We start from the raw sequence: 20,173 nt of genomic DNA, 5'->3' as shown, positions 1-20,173 counted from the left end.
TTTCCCCCTGACCCGCCCCACTCGTGTCTGCTTTACCCCTGCGAGCCGTTGCCGTTCCCCCGGCGCCCGCGACGACGGCGGCGGCGCTTGGCGTCCGCGTCACCCCCCTGGCCGCCGTCCGTCTGGGCCGGAGCCTGGGCGGCCTGCGGGGCGCGGGGAGCACGGTTCCCGCCCTGACGCCCGTTCAGGTCCCGCACAGCGCCCCGGTCGTTCCCGCCGCGCGAGAAGCCCTGGCCACGGCCACCCCGGTCACTGCCACCGCGGCCATCCCGCCCGAAGCCGCGCCCGCCCCGGTCGCCGCCCTGGCCTTCCTCGGGGGGCATGTTGTCCACGGTCCAGTCGCCGAAGTACATGCGCTGCACGGTGATGTTCACCGGGCGCAGGTGTTCGTTGCGGGGCCGTTCGAGGGTGATGACGCGCCGCTTATAGCCGCCACCCTGGGGCCGCGCCGGGCCACGCCCCTCCTGGCCGCGTCCGTCCTGTCTGGGGCTGGAGCCACGTCCACCACGTTCCTGCCCTGCCGGACGGGGCGAACCGGGCGCGGCGACGGGCGCCGGGTCGTCCAGCGTGAACTTCCGGGGCGCGGCGGTGCTCACGCTCTGGAGCTTCTCGCGCCGTTCGGCCTCGCGGTCCTCGCGGCGCCGAGCGCGCGGCCGGGTCGTGTTGTCGTTGCCGTCCATGTCGTTCTCCTGCGTGAAATCGATTTGCCGCGCCAGCGGGTTGACCTGGCTGATCGTCACGGTCACTGGGTCGCCCAGGCGGAAGGTGCGCCCATTCGAGCGGCCCCGCAGCATCTGCGCGTCCTCCAGGTAGATGTAGTAGTCGTCGTCGAGGTTGGAGATGTGCAGCTTGCCCTCCACCCCGTTGTCAAGCGCCACGAAAAGCCCGCTCGACACCACGCCCGACACGTTCCCCGGGAAGGTCTCGCCCAGGTGTTCCTGCGCCCACTTCGCCTGGTAGTACTTCGTGAGGTCGCGCTCGGCCTCGGCGGCGGCCCGCTCCCGGTCGGAGGTGTGGTCGCCCATGCCGGGCAACTTCGCCCGCAGGTCGTTCACCAACCGGCCGTTCGCCCGCAGGTCGCCCGACAGCACACCCTTGAGGACCCGGTGGACGAGCAAATCGGGGTAACGCCGGATCGGCGAGGTGAAGTGCAGGTACTCCTCGAACGCAAGGCCGAAGTGCCCCAGGTTCTCGCCCGCGTACTTCGCCTGCTGCATCGAGCGCAGGAGCAGCGTGTTCACCACGCTCTCGCGCGGAGTGCCTCTGACGCCCTTCAGGACGGCCTGATATGCCTTTGGTGTCGGCTCCCCGCCGGGGAAGGACAGCCCCAGCCGGGCAATCGCGTTCGACGCCTCCTGGAACTTCTGGAGGGTGGGTTCCTCGTGGATGCGGAAGAGGGCCGGAATCTCGCGCTCGATCAGGTAGTGCGCGACCACCTTGTTGGCGAGCAGCATCAGGTCCTCAATCATCCCGCGCGCGGTCTCCTCGCGGATGGGGATGAGCTCCATGCGGCCGTTCGGCCCCACGTCCACCTTGACCTCGCGCAGCTTGAAGTCCAGCGAGCCCTCGCGCAGCCTCTTTTGCCGCAGCTTGGAGGTGATCTTCAGGAGGAGGTGGAGGTCGCCCTCCAGGTGCCGGGCGTGGTCGGGCAGCGTGGCGAGTGCCTCCGAGTACGCCTGCACCTCGTCGTAGGTCAGCCGCGCCTTGGAGCGGATCACGCTGGGCGCAAGCTTCACGTCGAGGATGTCACCCTCGGCGGAGAGTTGGACCATTGCCGTCATCGTCAGGCGGTCCTCGTACGGCACCAGGCTGCACACCCCGTTGCTGAGGTGCTCGGGGAGCATCGGCAGCACGCGGCCCGGCAGGTACACGCTCGTCGCGCGGGCGTACGCCTCCTTGTCGAGCGGCGAGGCTTCCGTGACGTAGTGGCTCACGTCGGCAATGTGAACGCCCACCACGAACGTTCCTTCCGGCGTGGGCTGGATGTGGATCGCGTCGTCGAAGTCCTTCGCGTCACGCCCGTCCACGGTGAAGATGTTGAACTCGCGCAGGTCGAGCCTTCCCACCAGGGCTTCTGCCGGAATCTGGGTGGGGATCGCGTTCGCCTGCTCCAGCACGTCCACCGGGAAGTCGCCGCGCAGGCCGTACTTGACGATGACGGCCTCGGTCTCGGTCTCGGGGTCGTCCTGCTCGCCCAGCACGCGGGTGACCTGGCCGAAGACCTCGTCCTCGCCGGTCTGCTCGGGCCAGAACAGCTCGACCACGACGCGGGCACCGCTCTCCAGCCCCTCCAGCCCCTCGGGGAGGAGCAGGATACGGTGGCGGGCACGGGGATCGTCCGGCTTCAGGATGGGGTGGCCCTTGCTGAATTCCAGCGTGCCCACGAGCTGCTTGTACGCGCGCTGCACGATGCGGGCGACCGAGGCACGGGGGCTGCCGTCGCCGCGCTGGCCCCGGCGGGGACCACTGCTCCGGCCATCCCGGCCTCCATCGCCCCGGCCCTCCATGCGGACCAGAACGGTGTCGCCGTTCCAGGCTTCCATTGTGTGCTCGGGCGCGACGTAGAAGTCCTCGCCGCCCGAATCGGGCACCACGAAGCCGAAGCCCGCCGCCGACGCCTGGAAGCGCCCGCGCACCAGGCTCATCGCCTCCGGCAGGCCGTAGGTGCGGCGCCGGGTGCGGATGACCTCGCCCGTGCGGGTCAGGTCGTCCAGCAGCGCCTCCAGGTCACGCCAGTTGCCCAGGCGGTCGAGCATCTGCCGGGTAAAGGTGCGCTCCAGGTCGCGCACGTGGATGGGTCGCCCCAGCTTGCGAAGCTGCGCGACGACGAGGGCGCGGGCCGGGTCGTCCTCGCCCTGACCGGCGTCCTCTCCGGCTTGTTCGGTCGCCCCGGGTTCGTCTTGGGCGAGCGTGGCGGGGGTATCTGCCGTCTGCTCGGCTTCCGGCTCCGCCCCTCGCCTGGACCTGCGATTACGGCGAGGCGTCGGCGCAGGCACGTCGTCTCCCGGCTCGACAAGCAGGGTGTCTACCACGGGATCGGGCGTGTCGGCCTGAGCATCCCCCGTGACGGTGATGGTCGCCTCGGCCAGGGGCATCGGCTCCTCGACCTCCACGGGCTCCACGCCGCCCAGAACAGCGTCCAGAGGCACGTCCTGGGCGATTGAGGTGGGCTCGACCACCGCCTCGGGTTCGGGTGCTTTTGCCTTCCGCCCCCGCCGCTTCTTGGGGACTTCCAGCAGGAGCGGGCCGGTCAGCTCGGCGACGGGCGGGATGACCTCCGGGATCGGGGCGGCCTCAGCCTCGGCCTTGGGCTTCCGGTTCCGCCGCGTCCTGGCCGGGGCAGGCTGCTCCTCGGCGGTCAGGGCGGTCTCCGCCATCACCGGCTCAGGAGCAGTCGGAGTGGGTTCCGCGACGGCCTGTTCCGTCTGAGTTTTCGCCTGACGCCCACGACGTGCGGGGCGGGGCGCGGCTTCCGGCGCGGGTGCCTGCTCAACGGGCGCCTCTTGGTCAGGCTGAGCCTTCGCCTTACGCCCGCGACGGGGTTTGGGGGCGGCTTCCGCGTCCGGCTGCTCCGTGTTCGCGGGAAGCTCGGCCACAGCGTTCTGTGCCGCGTTCCCGGCGGCTTTCGGCGTGCGAGAGGGGCGCTTACGTTGGGCGGCGCCCTGCTTAACGGCCGCGCTCGCCGGGGAAAGGGTTTCGTTGGTCTCGCTCGGGGCGGAAGTGGGGGCGGCATCGGTGCGCCCGCGCCTCGCCCGGCTGGCGGTCTTCGGTTGTTCCTGGGAGGGTGGCTGGACCTGTGAAACGTCCTGCTCCACGCGCTCCTTTTTCGCTCTCGGCATTCCTCACCTGTCAGGACACCCGTGGAGTGTTCTCGTAGAGGACGCGGCGGGCCACCTTCTGCACATGCACTCTGACTGGCATGGTCGTGGCCCTAAGGCGTGCCTCTCACCCACGGGGTAGAGGGGTCGCTTGTCTCGGGCCGCGCCCGGTCTGCCCATAGGGGGCGGTGTGGGGACGCTGTCCTGTTGCCCGGCAGCGAGGTCAGTCTATCACGTGTTCCCGGTTCCCGTTCCTGTGTAAATCCGTATTCATCTGTTGGGGGAGGTCAGTCCGCTCAGGTCCACTGTCCCCGTCAGCGGCGCATGATCGCTGAGGCGCACGTCCCGGTCCACCCGCAGGTCTCTCACCGGGACTCCGGCCGCCAGCAGGTAATCAATCCGCCAGCCCACGTCGTTCGCGTAGGCGTTCCCGCGGCTACTCCACCACGTGTACTCGGCGCGCTCGCCCAGGTGGGCGCGGTGCGTGTCCGTCAGGCCCGAGGCGAGGTGACCCGTCATCCACTCGCGTTCGTGGGGCAGGAAACCACTGTTCTTCACGTTGCCGCGCCAGTTCTTCAGATCCACCTCGTGGTGCGCCACGTTGTAGTCGCCGCCGATCACCAGCGGCAGGCCCTCGGCGAGCGTGGCGACCGTCCAGGTGTGGTAGTTGCCCAGCACGCGGTCCTTGAACGCCTGCCGCTCCGGGCCACTGGAGCCGCTGGGAAGGTACACGCTCGCAAAGCGCACTCCCCGCACCACGGCGCTCAGCACCCGGCCCTCGCCGTCCATCTCCGCGTGCCCCATGCCCACCCGCACGCCCTCCAAGGGATGACGGCTGAGCAGCGCGACCCCGCTGTAGCCCGCCTTCTGGGCCGGGAACCACACACCCGCGTAGCCCAGGTGGGCCAGCGCTTCCGGCATGGGGTCGGACCGCACCTCCTGAAGGAGCAGCACGTCGGGCTCCGTGCGCGCGGCCCAGTCCACCAGGCCTTTACGCAACCCACTCCGCAGGCCGTTCACATTCAGGGTGGTGACCTTCAGGGTGGACGGGGCAGACACTTTCGGGAGGATAGCGTGCCCGCCCGGTCACCGCTCAAGGAACCCTCAGCCGATTTGTGTGCGGGCCCATCCGGCGTCCGGTACGCTGACTCTACTATGGTTGACATCCAGTTCCGCGATGAGAAGGACGGCAGCGAATTCCAGATGACTCACCCCCGGGCGGGCCGCGTCCTCGCCGACGTGCGCGCCTGGGCGGACCAGAACGGCTTTACTCACCTCACCTTCTGGCGCGACCGCGAGGACATGCACAAGCTCTGGGTGCAGCTCGGCGACAACCGCCTGAACTACTGGATTCACGACAGCACCTTCATCGAGGGCAAGCACGAGTCGGTGGAGATGCAGCTCGACTACGCCCGGGGCGCCCAGCGCCGCAGCGCCGCCGGATACGACAAGTTCGACAAGTAAACGCAGAGGGACGGGCTGGGGCGACCTCAAGTGCCAAGGGGACTATTAGTTGACCTCGACAACGAGATGCAGGCAGTCGTGGATGGGAAAGCCCTTCCCCTCGCCGTCTACAACCAAGCCGTAACTCTTCGCAAGGATGCCCGCTTCCGCCGCTGAGACGATCACGGGGACGCGGAGGTGTCTGGCGTCCGGCTGAGGGCTGGACCGCACCGCCTCCTCCTTCCCAGTCAGCACTCGCCACGTTTCCCGCAGGTGGTCCGGCCCGTGCGCCGCCACCACGAGTTGCCCGGCCGGCCGGAGGACCCGCCGCGCCTCGGCCAGCGCCGTCATCGGGTTTGCCAAGTGGGCGAGAACCCGGATGAGCAGCACGGCATCGAACGAGGCATCCGGGAAGGGGAGAGCCTCCGCCGTTCCTGCGACAAGGCCCGGGCCTGGTGCCGGGTCCATCCCGACGCGTCGCCCCCGGTGGCCCCGCTCCCGCAACAGCGAGAGGAGTCGGCCGTCGCCTGCCCCAATGTCGAGAACATCGGCTCCAGGCGGCAGCTCAAGCGTGTCCAGCAGGAGTCCAAAAGGCCAGCTCACTCCGGAGAGGCGGGAGAGAAGCGTGTCCCGGTGGCGGAGAGTCATGGGGACAGCCTAAGTTCCTCTGGCAAGGCGGTGAATTGGTCTCCGTCGGGGAAGGAGAAAGGCGTCGTCAACGCCGCAACGCACGCTTTTTGCCCTTCTGAAGCCCCGACTCACCGTTCCGTAGCCAAGCCTCCACGCAACCTTTACAACGGGGCCGGGGTTACGTTTCAGCCCTGCTGGGCGGGACAGAGTTGGCCTGTGTCGGTTCAGGGGAGTTCGGTCCGCCCACAATGGTGTTCCCCGTTCGCCCCACGTTTATAGGCCCCTTTTTTAAGGAAGCAGGTGCTCTATGAAACTCTCGAACATCATGTATGTCCTCGGCTTCGTCTCCATCCTGGCCTCGGCGGCCAGCTTTGCCGGTGGTAAGGCTGAAGGTGGTCCTGGCAATAAGGGTGGTGAGGAGAAGCAGCGCAGCGGCCTCTTTGTCGGCTTCTGGCCCCCCACGTTCTTCATCCTGGGCAAGATCATCGAGGACCGTGAGAACGCGGGCAAGAGCATCATCACTGGCGAGTAAAGCAAATACAAGAGAAGGGGGTGTGGTGTGAAAGCCATACCCCTTCTCTTTGCCGATCTTCTCAGCGGTGCAACCCTGTAATGTTGAACGAAGCAAAGCATCTCCAGGACCGCCGGAGACCCTTCACTTCGTTCAGGGTGACACGTCTTTTTTGTTAACTGTTTACACTTCCAGCCGCGTCTTCAGGAAGTTCGTCATCACGGCGCCCCGCTTGTAAAAGGGGTTGTCCATGATCTTGACGTAGAGCGGGATAGTCGTCTTGGGGCCGTGGACCACGGTCTCTTCGAGCGCCCGTTTCATCCGCGCGATGGCTTCCTCACGCGTGTCGTGGTGGACGATCAGCTTGCCGATCAGCGAGTCGTAGTGGGGCGGGATGACGTAACCCGCGTAGGCGTGGCTGTCTACCCGAACCCCAGGACCACCCGCGAAATGCACATCGTCGATCTTGCCCGCCGCCGGGCGGAAGTCCTTGTCGGGGTCCTCGGCATTGATGCGGCACTCGATGGAATGACCGCGCAATTTCACGTCCTCCTGCCGGAGGTGCAGCCCCTCGCCCGCCGCGATCTGGAGTTGCAGCTTCACGAAGTCCAAACCGGAGATCATCTCGGAAACGCAGTGCTCGACCTGGATGCGGGTGTTCATCTCCATGAAGTAGTAGTTGCCGTCGCGGTCCACGATGAACTCCAGCGTGCCCGCGCCCGCGTAGTTCACGTGTTTGGCGAGCCGCACGCCCGCGTCCAGAATCTCCTGCCGCAGCGACTCGGGGAGCGTCGAGGGCGCCTCCTCGATCAGCTTCTGGTTACGCCGCTGGATGGAGCAGTCGCGCTCGCCGATGTGGATCACGTGGCCCTGGCCGTCACCCATGACCTGCACCTCGACGTGCCGGAACTCCTCCAGGAACTTCTCCATGATGATCGCGGGGTCGCCGAAGTACAGCCGCGCCTCCTCCTGCGCCTGCCCGAAGGCCGACCGCAGTTCCTCCTGCGTCCGCACGACCTTCTGCCCGCGCCCGCCGCCGCCCGCCGACGCCTTGAGCAGCACCGGGTAGCCGATCTGCTTGGCGGCCAGCAGCGCGGCGTCCACGTCCTCCAGCACGCCCGTGCCGGGAACAACGGGCACCTTGCTCTGGGTGGCGATGTCACGCCCGCCCGCCTTGGAGCCCAGCGCCCGCATGGATTCCGGCGTCGGCCCGATGAAGAGGATGCCGTGCTCGCGGCACATCTCGGCGAAGTCGGGGTTTTCGGCCATGAAGCCGTAGCCGGGGTGGATGGCCTCCGCGCCCGTCATCAGCGCCGCGGAGAGGATGTTGGGGATATTGAGATACGAGGCGTTGGAGGCGGGCGGCCCCACGCACACCGACTCGTCGGCGAGCAGCACGGGGAGGCTCTTCTCGTCGGCGGTGGAGTACACCACGACCGTCTTCACGCCCATCTCGCGCGCGGTGCGGATGACGCGCAGGGCGATCTCACCCCGGTTGGCGATCAGGATTTTCTTGAACACAGCTTTCAGCCCTCAGCTTTCAATGTTCAGCGGGAGCGGGAGCCTCAGCCCTTGCATCTGACGGCTGACCGCTCACTCGATGATGAATAGCGTCTGTCCGTACTCCACCGGCTCGGCGTTCTTCACCAGAACCTCGCGCACGGTGCCGCCCACCTCGGCCTCGATCTCGTTCATCAGCTTCATCGCTTCGATGATGCACAGCACCTGGCCGGGCTGCACCTGGTCCCCCACCTTGACGTAAGCCGGGGCGTCTGGCGAGGACGCCGAGTAGAAGGTGCCCACGATGGGCGCCTTGACGGGCGTTCCGGCGCTGGCGCTCTTCGTTGGGGCAGCGGGTGCGGGGTCGGCGGCGGGAGTCGGCGTGGGAGCGGCCTCACTGACGACCGGCGACTGAACGCTGGCGGCTTCCGGGCTTACCGCGGACGGTTGGAAGCTGGGGGTTGGGGCGGACATCGGCACGGCGGGCGCACTCAGCGCGAAGGCCGGGCCGCTCACGGCCTGCGGCCCCCGCTTGAGGTCTAGGGCGAAGCTGCCGGTCTTCAGGCTGAACTCGCGCACGTCGGCGACGCTGAGGGCGTCGAGAATCTTCTTGAGGTCGTCTGGGTTCATGGCCCCTCCTGTAACTGGAAATCTGCTGCGCCCATCATGACCCGCATTCGGCGGGCGAGGCTGTCACCCATATCCGAACGGTCGTTAGGCTGGACCGAGTCTAACCGCAAAGGGAAGCGCCGCCCCCATTGCGGCGGGAGCGGCGGCTTCGGTGAGCATCAGGCGCGGCTGAGGTACTGGCCGGTGCGGGTGTCGACGCGCACGTCCGTGCCCTGCTCGACGAAGAGCGGCACCTGCACGACGGCGCCCGTCTCCAGCGTGGCGGGCTTGGTGCCGCCCGAGACCGTGTCTCCGCGCACGCCGGGGTCGGTCTGCGTGATCTTGAGGATCACCTGGTTGGGCAGCGTGATGCTCAGCGGCTTGTCGCCGTACATCGCCACCTCGACCTCGGTGTTCTCCTTCATGAATTTGGGGGCGTCGCCCAGGAGAGCGGGGGGCAGGTGGACCTGGTCGTAGGTGTCGAGGTCCATGAACACGAAGTCGCTCCCATCCTTGTAGAGGTACTGCATCTTCTTGCCCTCCACGTAGATGTCCTGGAGCTTTTCACCGCTGTTGAAGGTGCGGTCCACGATGGAGCCCGTCTCCATGTTGCGGAACTTGGTGACGACCTTGGCGCCGCCGCGCCCCATCTTCAGGTGGGAATACTCCAGGCACTCCCACAGTCCGCCGTCCATCTCCACCTTCGTGCCGTTACGCAGTTCAGTCACGCTGATCATGTGTACTTCTCCTTTTGGTTCGGTCCGGGGCGCTCGCCCCACTGGGGCAGGGGGTCGGCCGCGCGGCAACAGGCAAGATTCTAGCAGAGCCCCCCGGGCGGCGGAACCCACACCCGGCGGAAGTTTTGCTACACTGCCAGGGTTGCTTGGCCCCCGCCCCCGATTCCCATACGGACGCGGCGCGAAAGAGGCGGCCAAAGCCTTCCCGGAGGAAAAGCGCACATGGAACTGAGAGCAACCGCCCGCACGAGCCAGGAGAAGCTGGCGCCCGGCATGATCCCCGCCGTCGCCTACAACAAGGAGCACAACGTCTCGTTCGCCATCGAGCGCAAGGCCTTTGACCGCGCCTTCCGTCAGCAGGGCACCACGGGCCTGTTCGACATCACCATTGAGGGCGGCGAGACCTTCCCCGCGCTCGTGAAGACCGTGCAGATGGACAAGCGCCGCCGCGAGGCCATCCACGCCGACTTCTACATGGTGACCTACGGTCAGCCCATCGAGGTCAGCGTGCCCGTCCATACCACGGGCAAGAGCCAGGGTGAGATTCAGGGCGGCCTGGTGGACACCGTCGTCCACAACCTCGCCGTGATCGCCCCCGGCCCGCGCCGCATCCCGCAGGAGATCACGGTCGACGTGACTCGCCTGAACATCGGTGATCACGTCACCGCCGGGCAGATCAAGCTCCCCGAGGGCGTGAAGCTCGCCGCCGACGCCGACCTCGTGGTGCTCAGCGTGCTGCCGCCCCGCCTCAGCGCCGAGGAGCTGGAAGCCGAGCAGCAGGCCGCCCAGGTCGCCGGTCTGGTCGCTGCGGGTGCCCTGTCCGAGGAGGCCGCCGCCGCCGTGCTGGAGGGCGACGCCACCATCGAGGAGGTCAAGGCGGACGCCGTCGAGTCCCAGGACCAGGGCAACACCGACGTCGAAGACCTCACCAACACCCCCGAGGGCGACAAGCAGTAAGCCCGCGTGGACAGGGAGGGCCGGAATTCCCGAGAGGGTTTCCGGCCCTCTTCCTTTGGCACAGCGTTACCGTGAGGCATGACACCCGAGCTGATAACTTTCCGCGGGGTGGCCCAGTGCCCAACAACGTCCTGCCCGTTCACCTCTCCCGCGCCGCCTTGAGAGGCCGCACGCCCGCCCAGATCGAACAGCATCTCGCCGAATGCGGCTGGACGAACGCCTGGCGAAACGGCATCTACCGCTTTCATCACTACCACTCCACGGCCCATGAAGTGCTCGTCATCGCCTGCGGCCAGGCCCATCTCACCCTCGGCGGCGAGGGCGGTTCGCGGATGCAGGTGGGGGAGGGGGACGTGCTGCTCCTGCCCGCCGGAACGGGGCACAGGAACGACGGCAGCAGCGCCGACCTGCTGGTCATCGGCGCCTATGCCGGGGGACGGGAGTGGGACCTGTGCCGCCCAGGGGGGACGGATGTGGAGGAGGCGAGGCAGAGGATTGCCCGGGTGCCGGGATGGGACCGGGGGCCGGTGGGGTGAGGAGAAGAGCAGCTCAGACCGGCCGGGCGCCTCAGGAGGCCCGCTCACTTGCCAGCACGCGCTCGATCCGCCGGTCCGGAATCAGCCACATCAGCGCGACGGCGGCGAGCATGGCGCCCGAGACGGCGACGCCCGCAGGCCCAAAAAAGGGTGTCCCCATCGCGACCAGGTAAGCCGCGATGGACAGGTTGCCCTTCAGGTCGCGTCCCGTTGCCTCAGCCAGCAGGTGATTGCTGACGTCGGCGCGGATGATGGTCCGGACGAGGATGGTGTAGGCGACTGCGCTCATAAGTGCCACAAAGGCGTAGCAGGTCATGGGCACCGCCGCAAAATGGCTCTCGCCCGCCCACCCGGTCACGAACGGGAACAGGGACAGCCAGAAGAGCAGGTGCAGGTTCGCCCACAGGATGCCGCCGCTGACGCGGTGGACCGTATGCATCAGGTGATGGTGGTTGTTCCAGTAGATCCCCACGTATACGAAGCTGATCACGTAGCTGAGCAGCACGGGCCAGAGCCGGAGAACCTCACGCCACTCGTGTCCCTCCGGCGTCCTCAGCTCCAGCACCATGATCGTGATGATGATCGCCAGCACGCCGTCCGAGAAGGCTTCCATGCGGGACTTGTTCATCATACGTAGGTCTTTTGTACCACCTGTTCAGGGGATAAAAAAGCGGCCAGCCCCTTCCCAGGACTGACCGCTGGCGGCTGAACGCCGACCGTCTCCCTTACGCCGCCCCGACCTTCTCCGCGATGATGCCCTCGATGTACTTCACGACGCTGCCCAGCGGCACGCGAGACAGCACATCCTCCAGGAAGGCGGTGACGAGCATCTTCTCGGCGAGTTCCTTGTGGATGCCGCGCGAGCGCAGGAAGAACAGCGCTTCCTGGTTGACGGGGCCGGTGGTCGAGCCGTGCGAGCAGCGCACGTCGTTCGCGTTGATCTCAAGCTGGGGCACCGAGAAGTTCTGCGCCTCGCTGCTTAGCATCAGTGTGCGGTGCTTCTGGTAGGCGTCGGTCTTCTGGGCGCCCAGGTCCACCTTGATCATGCCGCTGAACACGCCCACCGACTGATCGGCATTCACGCCCTTGTACAGCAGGTCGGAGTGCGCGTGCGGCGCGGCGTGGTGCTGGAGCGTGTAGTGGTCGAAATGCTGGTCCTCGTTGGCGAAGTACAGCGCCAGCATCTCGGAGTCGCTGCCCTGCCCGCGCAGGTAGGACTGCATCTCAGTCCGGCTCAGCGTCCCGCCCATCGTCACGACAAGGCTGTTCAGCGTCGCGTCGCGGTGAACGTCGCCGCGCTGGCGCTGGATGTGCGTGACACCCTTGCCCCAGTTCTGGATGGAGACGTAGCGGAGCCGAGCGCCCTGCTTGACCACCAGTTCGACCGCGCCGATGGCGTAGGTGCCCGGCAGCTCCTCGCTGTCCTGCTCGTCGATGAAGGTGACCTGCGCGTTCTCCTCCGCCACAACGAGGGTGCGGGTGGCCGTGTAGGTGCCCGCCTCGCTCATCACGCGGAAGGAGCCGAGGGGAAGCTCCACTTCGACTCCGCGCGGCACGTATACGAAGGCGCCATTCGTCCACAGGGCCGCCGCCAGGGCGCTGAACTTGCCCTCGCTGGGGTCGGGGCTCTTGCTGGGCGTGGTGCCCGGCGCGGCGATGGTGGTGTCGTCGGGCACTTCTGCCGGGACCACCGAGTAGAGGTACTGCTGCACCTTGTCCACGTGCTGCTCCACCGCCGTCTTCAGGTCGGTGAAGATCACGCCCTTCTCACGCAGTTCGGCAGGCAGTTCGGTTGCGTACACCACGTCCGGCCCGTCGAGCACGAGGTAGGCGCCCACATCGGTGCTCGTCAGGCGCTTCTGCACGCTCTCCGGCAAGGCCGCGATGTCCGTCACGCGCTCGCGCTTGGGATGAGGACGTAACTCGCCGAAGTCCACGTCCACGCGGGTGTACTTCCAGGCCTCCACGCCCTCAGATGGCACTTCGAGCTGGTTGAAGAGATCCAGCGACTCGCGGCGCTTGGCGGTCAGCCACTCGGGGCCGCCGACCTGGACCAGTTGATCAGTGAAGGGTTGGGTCATAGAACCTCCAGACAGGGAAAGGGTCAGCCCAAGAAGGACTCGACCTCGATGACGACACCGATAGGTGCGTTGAAGTAAAAGGTCAGCCGCCCGTGGTTCTCGTGGGGGGCCGGAATCTCGAAGCCGCCCTCGGTGAGCTGGCGGTGAATGGCACGCACCTGCTCGGGCGTGTCCTGCAGGAACCCAATGTGAAAGACCTTAGGGTATTGCAGGTCTTTCACCCGGAACATCGAGAGCAGCGCCCCCACATCATCGCGCAGGAAGGCCATCTGCTCATTGATGGGCATGCCGCCCCCTGCAGGCACCAGTCCGAAGTAGCGTTGGAAGAGATCCACTGCTTGCGGCACATCGGTCACGCCGAGGTTGATGTGGTTGAGCTTCATGGCACGGCTCCTGGGGCGAAACAAGGCGGCGAACGGAGGCCCCCACGCCGGACTGAGCCGGAACGCGGGGGCGAGGGGTGACGCTCAGCCGACGCTGCCTTCCATCTCCAGCTCGATCAGGCGGTTGAGCTCCACCGCGTACTCCAGCGGGAGTTCCTTGGCGATGGGCTCGATGAAGCCGCGCACGATCAGGCCCGCCGCCTCGTCCTCGCTCAGGCCGCGGCTCTGGAGGTACAGGATCTGCTCGTCGTTGATCTTGGAGACGGTCGCCTCGTGGCCCACGCTGGCGTCCTTCTCCTCGATCTCGATGTAGGGGTAGGTGTCGGTGCGGGCTTCCTCGTCGAGGAGCAGGGCGTCACACTCGACGTTCGTCTTGCTGCCGCGCGCCCCCTCGTAGATCTTGACGAGGCCGCGGTAGCTGCTGCGCCCACTGTCCTTGGAGATCGACTTGGAGACGATGGTGCCGCTGGTGTACGGCGCGAAGTGGACGATCTTCGCCCCGGCGTCCTGGTGCTGGCCGCGGCCCGCCATGGCGATGCTCAGCACTTCACCGCGCGCACCTTCCTCCAGCAGGTAGCAGGCGGGGTACTTCATGGTGACCTTGGAGCCCAGGTTGCCGTCCACCCACTCCATCACGCCGTGGCCGTACACGGCGGCGCGCTGGGTCACGAGGTTGTAGACGTTGTGGCTCCAGTTCTGGATCGTGGAGTAGCGGAAGCGGGCGCCTTCCTTGACGATGATCTCGATCACGCCGGAGTGGAAGGAGTCGCTGGCGTAGGTCGGCGCCGTGCAGCCCTCGATGTAGTGGGCCTGCGCGCCCTCGTCCACGATAATCAGCGTGCGCTCGAACTGGCCGCTGCTCTCCGCGTTGATGCGGAAGTACGTCTGAAGGGGGATGTCCACCTTCACGCCCTTGGGCACGTACACGAAGGACCCGCCCGACCACACGGCGGAGTTGATCGCCGCGAACTTGTTGTCCTCGGGCGGCACGACGGTGGCGAAGTACTCGCGGAAGAGGTCGGGGTACTGCTTCAGGCCGTCCTCGATGGAGAGGAACACGACGCCGAGCTTCTCCCACTCCTCCTTGAGGTTGTGGTACACCATCTCGGACTCGTACTGGGCGCCCACGCCCGCGAGCGCCTTGCGCTCGGCCTCGGGAATGCCCAGCCGCTCGAAGGTCTGCTTCACGTCGTCGGGCACGTCGTCCCAGGAGCGGGCGTTATAGCCCTCGGGCTTGATGTAGTAGTAGATCTCGTCGAGGTTCAGGCCGCTCAGGTCCGCGCCCCACTGCGGCATGGGCTTGCTCAGGAAGATGTCGAGCGCCTTGAGGCGGAAGTCGAGCATCCACTGGGGCTCGTCCTTGGCCTTGGAGATCATCTCGACGACCTCACGGCTCAGGCCCTTGGGTGCCTTGACGGCGTACCGCTCGGGGTTGCTCCAGCCGTACTCGTACTGCGCGTTGATGTTGGCAACTTCGGGGTTGGTCATGTCATGGCTCCTGGGAGAGGAGAGGGGCTCAGGCGCCCGCGACGGCGAGCTGCTTGACCCAGTCGTAGCCCTCGGCGTCGAGCTTCTGCGCGAGCTCGGGGCCGCCCGTCTGCACGACGCGCCCGTCCACGATGATGTGGACCTTGTCGGGCACGATGTAGTTCAGCAGGCGCTGGTAGTGGGTGATGATCAGGCCGCCGAGGTCCGGACCACGCAGGGCGTTCACGCCGCGGGCGACGATCTTCAGGGCGTCCACGTCGAGGCCGGAGTCAGTCTCGTCCATGATGATGTAGTTCGGCTCCAGCATCAGCATCTGGAGGATCTCGTTGCGCTTCTTCTCGCCGCCGGAGAAGCCGTCGTTGAGGTACCGCTCGACGATGCTCTCGTCCCACTCCAGCACCTTGAGGGCGTTCTGGAGCTTGCCGTAGAACTCCATGAAGCCCACCTCCTCGCCCTCCGGCTTGCGGGCCTGCATGGCGAGGCGCAGGAAGTTGGCGATGGTTACGCCGGGAATCTCGACCGGGTACTGGAAGGCCAGGAAGACGCCCAGGCGGGCGCGCTCGTCGGGCTCCATCTCCAGGATGTTCTGGCCGTCCACCAGCACCTCGCCGTCCGTCACGGTGTACTCGGGGTCACCCACGATCACCTTGGCGAGGGTGCTCTTGCCGTTGCCGTTCGGCCCCATGATCGCGTGCAGTTCGCCGCGTGGCACGACGAGGTTCACGCCCTTGAGGATGGGCTGGTCACCGACAGAGGCGTGGAGGTTGCGGATTTCGAGCTGGTGAGGCTGGTTGGTCATGGGGCTCCTTGGGCTGGGGGTCCTGCGTCTCAGGTCATTCTCTCGGTCGAGCTTTTTGAGAATGATTCCTACTTACTGGGTCATTGTACCGAGTCGGGGGGCTAAAGTCGAGTGCTTTGCTGAGGATTAGAGCGGGGGCAGAGTGCGTGTACGTCGTACAGGAACAGGAGATTGAGCGGAAGGGCGGGCTTGTGCTGAGCGCCGCCTCCAGCCCCCGCCCACCCCACCGGATGAGTTCCTGACGAAACTTTTTCACCCTTGCCACGCCCGCCCGTGCTACCCGTGAGGACAATGAATCTTCTGGCGCTGATCCAGGCCGCCGGTCCCCTGCTGTGGGTGCTGCTGGCCCTGTCCGTGTACGTCGTCTATACCGCTGCCGTGCGGGCCCAGATCCTTGCCCGGCTGGGCCGCGACCCCTCCGCCCTGATTGAGCGGACGCGGGCCGTGACCGCCGAGAGTGGCCCCGCTGCCGCGCTCGCGGAGGTGGACCGGGCCGCCGACCCCACGCCCGCCGCCACCGTGCTGCGGGCGGGCCTTAGCCGGGCGGACCGGGGCACGGACGCCGCGCAGGCCGCCATGAACGCCGCCGTTCTTGCCGAAGACGCACGGTTGTACGCGGGGCTCTCGGCCCTCGGCACCGCCGCGCAGGTCGCGCCGCTGCTGGGCCTGCTGGGAACGGTGATCGGCATGGTGCGCTCGTTCCTGGTGTTCTCGCAAACGTCCTCGCCCACGCCCGCGCAGCTCGCCACCGGCATCAGCGAGGCGCTGGTGAACACCGCTGCGGGGCTGATCGTGGCGATCATCGCCTATGTGGCCCGCAACGCGCTGCGGGCCCGAGCCGACCGCATCGCCACCCAGGCCGAGCGCGTGCGCGAGGAACTGCCCGCCTGGCTCTCGCCGCGCGGCCTGACCCCGGCAACCCGGCAGGCGGTCCCGGAGGTCGCCCTGAACTTCGAGGCTGTCCCGGCGGGCGGGGCCTCCCGGTGAGGCGGCGATTGCGCGACGGGGAGGGCAGCGGTGTGACCTTCGACTTCGCCCCCATGGTGGACATCGTTCTGCTGCTGCTGATCTTCTTCTTCCTGACGAGCAGCCTGGGCGCGCGGCAAAATGCCCTCCCCCTCGACCTGCCCCGCGCGAGCACGACGGTGCAGGAGACGCCCGCCCTGCCCATCGTGAGCGTGGACCAGAAGGGGAAGGTCTTCCTGAATGGCAAAGAAACGACGCTGACCAAACTCGGTGGACAACTCAAACCCTTGCTGAGAACGTCCGGTGGGGTGGTCGGGTTGCGCGGTGACGAGCGCGGCAACTACGGCACGGTCGTGCAGGTGATGGACGTGATCAAGCGGGCGGGCGGCGAGCGACTGGCGCTGGGCACGCGCTCCGCCCGGAGCAGCGAACGGTGAAGCCCACATGACGACGCTGCCCAATCCTCGTCCGCCCTCCAAGCCCGAACAGCGGGAACGTCTGCGCGCCGCTGGGGTCACAGTCGCGCTGCACGCCGCCCTGCTCCTGGGCCTGCTCGCCGCGCGGCCGGATCTGCGCCCCCCGGCACTGAGTTCGCCGCCCGATCCCAGGCGCGTCCCGTTGGAAGTGGTGACGCTCGCTCCGCCACCGGAGGAGACGCCGACCTCGTCCCTGACGCCCCCGGTTCGCGAGCGGGTGACGACTCCGGTCAAGCCTGCCGTCGCGGCCGCACCCCGAGCCCAGCCCACTCCTCCAGCCCGGACGCCGACCCGGACTCCAACCCCACCCAGGCCTGCTGCCCCGGCGCCACGCCAGGCGACTCCTCCGACACCCCGGCCCATCCCCGCAGTTCGGCAGCCCACGGTGCGGGAAAGAGCCCCGGCCGCATCTGCCGCCCCCGCCCCCACTCCTCGCCCTGAGGCAGAGACCTCAGGTGGGCCAGCCACCCCCGCCCCGTCAGCCGCCGCACCGATCCGGCCCCTCCCCCAGACTTCCGAGCAGGTGAGGGTCGAGTCGGCCGTACCGCAAGACGCGGCGCCCTTCCCACAGCCGCAGGCGCCGGAAGCGGCCGCCCCCGCACCCGAGAGGACGGCCACCCCGGCCCAGGAGGCCCCGGCGGAGGCCCGCGCCCCCGAGCCGGAACCGCAGGCGGAGGCCGCAGACACATCTGCCGAACCGGTGGCTGCCGCCGCGGCCCCGGCCCCTGACCCCGAGCCCGTGACTGCCCTCCCGCGCCGCGAGGACGCCGTGCCCACGAGCGCGGCGGAAAGCGCCTCGCCCGCCCGGGGAACGGCGACTGCGACCGAGGAACCCGCCCCGGCCCGGAGTGCCGCGGCTGCCGCGCCTTCCGGGCCGGGTGAGACTGCCGAGGCCCGCGCTCCCGTCCGCTCCCCGGGCGCCCCGCAGGGGAGTGTTCCTGAAACGCCGACCGCGACGCGCGGAACCCTGGCCCCCGCTGAGACCGAGGCGGTCGCGGGACGGGAGGGGACTGTCAGCCGCACTCCCCAGACTGCGGCCCCAGACGCCCCGGTGGCCTCGCGCAGCCCGGTGCCGACCTCCACTCCCACTGCTGAGGCTCCAGCAGCGACCCGGCCCACCACTTCGTCCACCCCCCAGGCCGCCCCTGTCAGTCCGGCGACCCGAATGGGCACCGCGCCCGACTCCATCGCCAACGAGACCACCCCGGCCCCCACGACGACGCGGGGGAACGGACAGGGCAGCTCCAGCGCGCCCGTCGCCGAGACGGCCCGGCCTGCCCCCACGCCTGGAGCCCCGACCGGAATGGGGGAGGGCACGGCCAGCCCAGCGTCCCGCCCCGAAAGCACACCGGGTGACGCGAGCCCCGGCACCCAGGCGGAAGCTCCCTCGCGCGGCGCGGCGGGCAGCAGTGGGACGACCCCGGATGCCCCGGCGTCCGCACGGGAGACCTCCAGTGGGGGGACGGGCAGTGGTGCGGGCAGCGCGCCCGACCCTGCTCCGGCAGCGGGTGGTCGGGGTGACACGGGCGGCTCGGGCACTGCGCCCGACGCCGGAACGGCCTCCACCCCCGCTGGAGGACGCGGAGACGGCACGGGTGGAGGTGGGAACGGCGGCAGTTCCTCCGGCGACGGTGGCGCTCCGGCCTCCGGGCGACCGGGAGCGGGCGGGGGCTCTGGGGCCGGGACCACCCCCGGGGGCGGCTCGGGCGGCGGCGAGACGGCCCGCGCGGGTGGTGGGGGCACGGCAACGTCCGGCGACGAGAACCGCCCGCTGAACTGCACGGTCGTGGTGGACGTGCGGGGGCTGGGGAATTTTCAGCGCGACATGACCAGCTTTCTCTATAACGAGAGCGGCCAACAGCTCTGGCCGGACGCCGCCCTCGTCAAGGGTGTGAGTTCCCAGCTCGTGCAGGAGGGCGCCCTCCACACCTACATCACCGCCGAGAGCCAGATCGGGGGATTCAAGAACGTCACCCGCGTGAAGGCCGCCCGTGTCCAGCAGCCCCGGATCGCGCCCAACTCGACCGTCTACACCGACGCCGTCCTGAGCGCCGCCGCCGCCACCCAGTTCCGTTCAGCGGGGGCCGCCTGCCGCGTCGTCTATCTCAAGGACTGAGCGCGTCAGCCTCCCGTCATCCCTCCCTGCTAATTGAGGTGCAACATGCGTAAACCTGTTCTCCTGGCCCTGACCGTCCTGCTCTCCGCCCCGGCCTTCGCCTGGGTGCCCAAACTGGAGGAGACGACCGCCAAGAACGTCATCGACGGCGCGTACGGCCGCCGCAACCCGGTCCCCACCTACCAGACCATCGACCTGAACGTGAAGGATGGCAATTTCGCCGCTGGGGAGGGGATCGTCAAGGCCTTTGACGGGGGCGACCAGTGCGTGGCCGACTGGCTCGCGAAGCCCACCGACTTTACCGGGGGCAGCCGCCCCGCCACGGTCACCGTCAGCGGGCAGGCCGACCAACTGTACTTTCAAGCGGTGGCGGCCCGTGACAGCTTCAAAAATCTCAGTGTAAAAGATGCTCTTGATGCCTTTAATGCAGGATTTCTCCCTAACACTGCTTCTAATTCGACCAACAGTTCCGGTGCGAAGGCTGTTGCTACGACCCAAACGACACAGGCGGGAAATACAACTACCTCGACCACCACAGTCACAGTAACTCCTACATCACCGGCCCGTATTCCTGCCCTACCTGAAGGCCAACTTCGCGTGGACATCAACGTGCGCGGCCTCCCCACCGAGAAGGCGCGCGACGCCTACCTCGTGCGGCTGCGGGGCAAGGACGGCAAGATGGTCGCGCCCGCCCGCCGCAGCTTTGTGAACGACTTCAAGCAGGACGCGGGGACCTGGACGGGTACCCTCGTCTACTACTTCGAGCCGCTGAAGGCCGGAATCGGCGCCAGCGACAAGGTGGAAATGCTGCTCCGCACCGAGGCGGACACGAACTGCGCCTACAGCGTGACGCTGGACCTGGGCAGCTTTCAGTAAGGGACGGTGAGTTCTGGCCGTCCGTTAACGGTGAGAAGCCGGGGCGGATGGCCGAGAGCTTTTCCTCCTGATGCCCGCGTAACTGCGCCACCCCGAAGTCGGGGGCGGTCAGGTTTTGCAAGTTTCGACCAGGCCTGTCTCTCCAGGTCGTACCAGCTCTGGAAGCTGGCCTGATGGGCTGAGGTCGTCGGTGGCGCGTCCCCTCACTCCTGGCTGCGCCAGGCCCTCTCCCGCGAAGAGGATCAGA

General features: G+C 67.7%; 20 protein-coding genes. 8 read left to right on the top strand and 12 right to left on the bottom strand.

Features of this window, described 5'->3' with window-relative positions:
* Window positions 1-32: 32 nt before the first annotated feature.
* Window positions 33-3,377 carry a ribonuclease R gene (rnr, locus tag F784_RS0118105; RefSeq protein WP_019588147.1) on the bottom strand — a complete coding sequence of 1,115 codons (3,345 nt, stop codon included), beginning with the start codon at window positions 3,375-3,377 and terminating at the stop codon, window positions 33-35.
* 711 nt (window positions 3,378-4,088) lie between these two features.
* Window positions 4,089-4,877 (bottom strand): exodeoxyribonuclease III, encoded by a 789-nt coding sequence (locus F784_RS0118100; protein ID WP_019588146.1) that lies wholly within the window; start codon window positions 4,875-4,877, stop codon window positions 4,089-4,091.
* A gap of 96 nt (window positions 4,878-4,973) precedes the next feature.
* On the opposite strand from F784_RS0118100, the gene F784_RS0118095 reads away from it, so the two are divergent.
* Entirely contained in the window at window positions 4,974-5,282 is a 309-nt protein-coding gene (locus F784_RS0118095) for a hypothetical protein (RefSeq protein ID WP_019588145.1), read from the top strand.
* A gap of 45 nt (window positions 5,283-5,327) precedes the next feature.
* Here F784_RS0118095 and F784_RS0118090 read toward each other — a convergent pair whose 3' ends face one another.
* Window positions 5,328-5,909, bottom strand: coding sequence for a class I SAM-dependent methyltransferase (locus tag F784_RS0118090; RefSeq protein ID WP_019588144.1), 582 nt, complete (start codon window positions 5,907-5,909; stop codon window positions 5,328-5,330).
* 289 nt (window positions 5,910-6,198) lie between these two features.
* Between F784_RS0118090 and F784_RS0118085 the strand changes: the two genes are divergently transcribed.
* Complete coding sequence (locus F784_RS0118085; protein ID WP_019588143.1) at window positions 6,199-6,423, top strand: hypothetical protein; 225 nt, start codon at window positions 6,199-6,201, stop codon at window positions 6,421-6,423.
* Between the two features lie 162 nt (window positions 6,424-6,585).
* Here F784_RS0118085 and accC read toward each other — a convergent pair whose 3' ends face one another.
* The 3 genes from accC to efp all read right to left on the bottom strand — a co-directional run bounded on the left by accC (window position 6,586) and on the right by efp (window position 9,248).
* Window positions 6,586-7,923, bottom strand: a complete 1,338-nt coding sequence (accC, locus tag F784_RS0118080; protein ID WP_019588142.1) for an acetyl-CoA carboxylase biotin carboxylase subunit — start codon at window positions 7,921-7,923, stop codon at window positions 6,586-6,588.
* A gap of 72 nt (window positions 7,924-7,995) precedes the next feature.
* A complete protein-coding gene (gene accB / locus F784_RS0118075; protein WP_019588141.1) occupies window positions 7,996-8,532 on the bottom strand; it encodes an acetyl-CoA carboxylase biotin carboxyl carrier protein in 537 nt (178 codons plus the stop codon).
* Window positions 8,533-8,690: 158 nt separating this feature from the next.
* Window positions 8,691-9,248: an elongation factor P gene (efp, locus tag F784_RS0118070; RefSeq protein WP_019588140.1), complete on the bottom strand. Its 558-nt coding sequence runs from the start codon at window positions 9,246-9,248 to the stop codon at window positions 8,691-8,693.
* 222 nt (window positions 9,249-9,470) lie between these two features.
* Between efp and F784_RS0118065 the strand changes: the two genes are divergently transcribed.
* Window positions 9,471-10,205 carry a 50S ribosomal protein L25/general stress protein Ctc gene (locus F784_RS0118065; protein ID WP_019588139.1) on the top strand — a complete coding sequence of 245 codons (735 nt, stop codon included), beginning with the start codon at window positions 9,471-9,473 and terminating at the stop codon, window positions 10,203-10,205.
* A gap of 116 nt (window positions 10,206-10,321) precedes the next feature.
* On the top strand, window positions 10,322-10,741 hold the full coding sequence (locus F784_RS0118060; RefSeq protein WP_019588138.1) for a cupin domain-containing protein: 420 nt from the start codon (window positions 10,322-10,324) through the stop codon (window positions 10,739-10,741).
* 31 nt (window positions 10,742-10,772) lie between these two features.
* Here F784_RS0118060 and F784_RS0118055 read toward each other — a convergent pair whose 3' ends face one another.
* The 5 genes from F784_RS0118055 to sufC all read right to left on the bottom strand — a co-directional run bounded on the left by F784_RS0118055 (window position 10,773) and on the right by sufC (window position 15,492).
* On the bottom strand, window positions 10,773-11,372 hold the full coding sequence (locus tag F784_RS0118055; protein WP_019588137.1) for a TMEM175 family protein: 600 nt from the start codon (window positions 11,370-11,372) through the stop codon (window positions 10,773-10,775).
* 94 nt (window positions 11,373-11,466) lie between these two features.
* Complete coding sequence (sufD, locus tag F784_RS0118050) at window positions 11,467-12,822, bottom strand: Fe-S cluster assembly protein SufD (RefSeq protein ID WP_019588136.1); 1,356 nt, start codon at window positions 12,820-12,822, stop codon at window positions 11,467-11,469.
* A gap of 23 nt (window positions 12,823-12,845) precedes the next feature.
* The gene (locus F784_RS0118045; RefSeq protein WP_019588135.1) at window positions 12,846-13,205 is read right to left on the bottom strand and encodes a VOC family protein; all 360 of its coding nucleotides are present in this window, start codon (window positions 13,203-13,205) and stop codon (window positions 12,846-12,848) included.
* A gap of 84 nt (window positions 13,206-13,289) precedes the next feature.
* A complete protein-coding gene (gene sufB / locus F784_RS0118040; RefSeq protein ID WP_019588134.1) occupies window positions 13,290-14,693 on the bottom strand; it encodes a Fe-S cluster assembly protein SufB in 1,404 nt (467 codons plus the stop codon).
* Between the two features lie 28 nt (window positions 14,694-14,721).
* Entirely contained in the window at window positions 14,722-15,492 is a 771-nt protein-coding gene (gene sufC, locus F784_RS0118035; RefSeq protein ID WP_019588133.1) for a Fe-S cluster assembly ATPase SufC, read from the bottom strand.
* Between the two features lie 291 nt (window positions 15,493-15,783).
* Here sufC and F784_RS0118030 point away from each other — a divergent pair, with 291 nt between their 5' ends.
* Window positions 15,784-16,479 carry a MotA/TolQ/ExbB proton channel family protein gene (locus F784_RS0118030; protein WP_019588132.1) on the top strand — a complete coding sequence of 232 codons (696 nt, stop codon included), beginning with the start codon at window positions 15,784-15,786 and terminating at the stop codon, window positions 16,477-16,479.
* Window positions 16,476-16,895, top strand: coding sequence for an ExbD/TolR family protein (locus F784_RS0118025; RefSeq protein ID WP_040383535.1), 420 nt, complete (start codon window positions 16,476-16,478; stop codon window positions 16,893-16,895). The genes F784_RS0118030 and F784_RS0118025 overlap by 4 nt, the downstream gene beginning before the upstream one ends.
* A gap of 269 nt (window positions 16,896-17,164) precedes the next feature.
* On the opposite strand, the gene F784_RS24845 is transcribed toward F784_RS0118025, so the two are convergent.
* A complete protein-coding gene (locus F784_RS24845) occupies window positions 17,165-17,425 on the bottom strand; it encodes a hypothetical protein (protein WP_019588130.1) in 261 nt (86 codons plus the stop codon).
* A gap of 32 nt (window positions 17,426-17,457) precedes the next feature.
* On the opposite strand from F784_RS24845, the gene F784_RS26375 reads away from it, so the two are divergent.
* Together F784_RS26375 and F784_RS27335 are read left to right on the top strand one after the other, a co-directional pair.
* On the top strand, window positions 17,458-19,050 hold the full coding sequence (locus tag F784_RS26375; protein ID WP_157465354.1) for a hypothetical protein: 1,593 nt from the start codon (window positions 17,458-17,460) through the stop codon (window positions 19,048-19,050).
* A gap of 45 nt (window positions 19,051-19,095) precedes the next feature.
* Window positions 19,096-19,926, top strand: a complete 831-nt coding sequence (locus F784_RS27335) for a hypothetical protein (RefSeq protein ID WP_019588128.1) — start codon at window positions 19,096-19,098, stop codon at window positions 19,924-19,926.
* The last annotated feature ends 247 nt before the right edge of the window (window positions 19,927-20,173 follow it).

The sequence above is a fragment of the Deinococcus apachensis DSM 19763 genome (assembly GCF_000381345.1).
In the GTDB taxonomy this organism is placed as follows: domain Bacteria; phylum Deinococcota; class Deinococci; order Deinococcales; family Deinococcaceae; genus Deinococcus; species Deinococcus apachensis.
Note: the sequence above shows the minus strand (reverse complement) of the source record. Positions and strands in the feature narration are given on the sequence as shown.

Bases quoted from the DNA above. Each gene is read 5' to 3' on its own strand.
- rnr (WP_019588147.1), bottom strand. From the start codon at position 3,377: ATGGCGGAGACCGCCCTGACCGCCGAGGAGCAGCCTGCCCCGGCCAGG.
- F784_RS0118095 (WP_019588145.1), top strand. From the start codon at position 4,974: ATGGTTGACATCCAGTTCCGCGATGAGAAGGACGGCAGCGAATTCCAG.
- F784_RS0118090 (WP_019588144.1), bottom strand. From the start codon at position 5,909: ATGACTCTCCGCCACCGGGACACGCTTCTCTCCCGCCTCTCCGGAGTG.
- F784_RS0118085 (WP_019588143.1), top strand. From the start codon at position 6,199: ATGAAACTCTCGAACATCATGTATGTCCTCGGCTTCGTCTCCATCCTG.
- accB (WP_019588141.1), bottom strand. From the start codon at position 8,532: ATGAACCCAGACGACCTCAAGAAGATTCTCGACGCCCTCAGCGTCGCC.
- efp (WP_019588140.1), bottom strand. From the start codon at position 9,248: ATGATCAGCGTGACTGAACTGCGTAACGGCACGAAGGTGGAGATGGAC.
- F784_RS0118065 (WP_019588139.1), top strand. From the start codon at position 9,471: ATGGAACTGAGAGCAACCGCCCGCACGAGCCAGGAGAAGCTGGCGCCC.
- F784_RS0118055 (WP_019588137.1), bottom strand. From the start codon at position 11,372: ATGATGAACAAGTCCCGCATGGAAGCCTTCTCGGACGGCGTGCTGGCG.
- sufD (WP_019588136.1), bottom strand. From the start codon at position 12,822: ATGACCCAACCCTTCACTGATCAACTGGTCCAGGTCGGCGGCCCCGAG.
- F784_RS0118045 (WP_019588135.1), bottom strand. From the start codon at position 13,205: ATGAAGCTCAACCACATCAACCTCGGCGTGACCGATGTGCCGCAAGCA.
- sufB (WP_019588134.1), bottom strand. From the start codon at position 14,693: ATGACCAACCCCGAAGTTGCCAACATCAACGCGCAGTACGAGTACGGC.
- sufC (WP_019588133.1), bottom strand. From the start codon at position 15,492: ATGACCAACCAGCCTCACCAGCTCGAAATCCGCAACCTCCACGCCTCT.
- F784_RS0118030 (WP_019588132.1), top strand. From the start codon at position 15,784: ATGAATCTTCTGGCGCTGATCCAGGCCGCCGGTCCCCTGCTGTGGGTG.
- F784_RS27335 (WP_019588128.1), top strand. From the start codon at position 19,096: ATGCGTAAACCTGTTCTCCTGGCCCTGACCGTCCTGCTCTCCGCCCCG.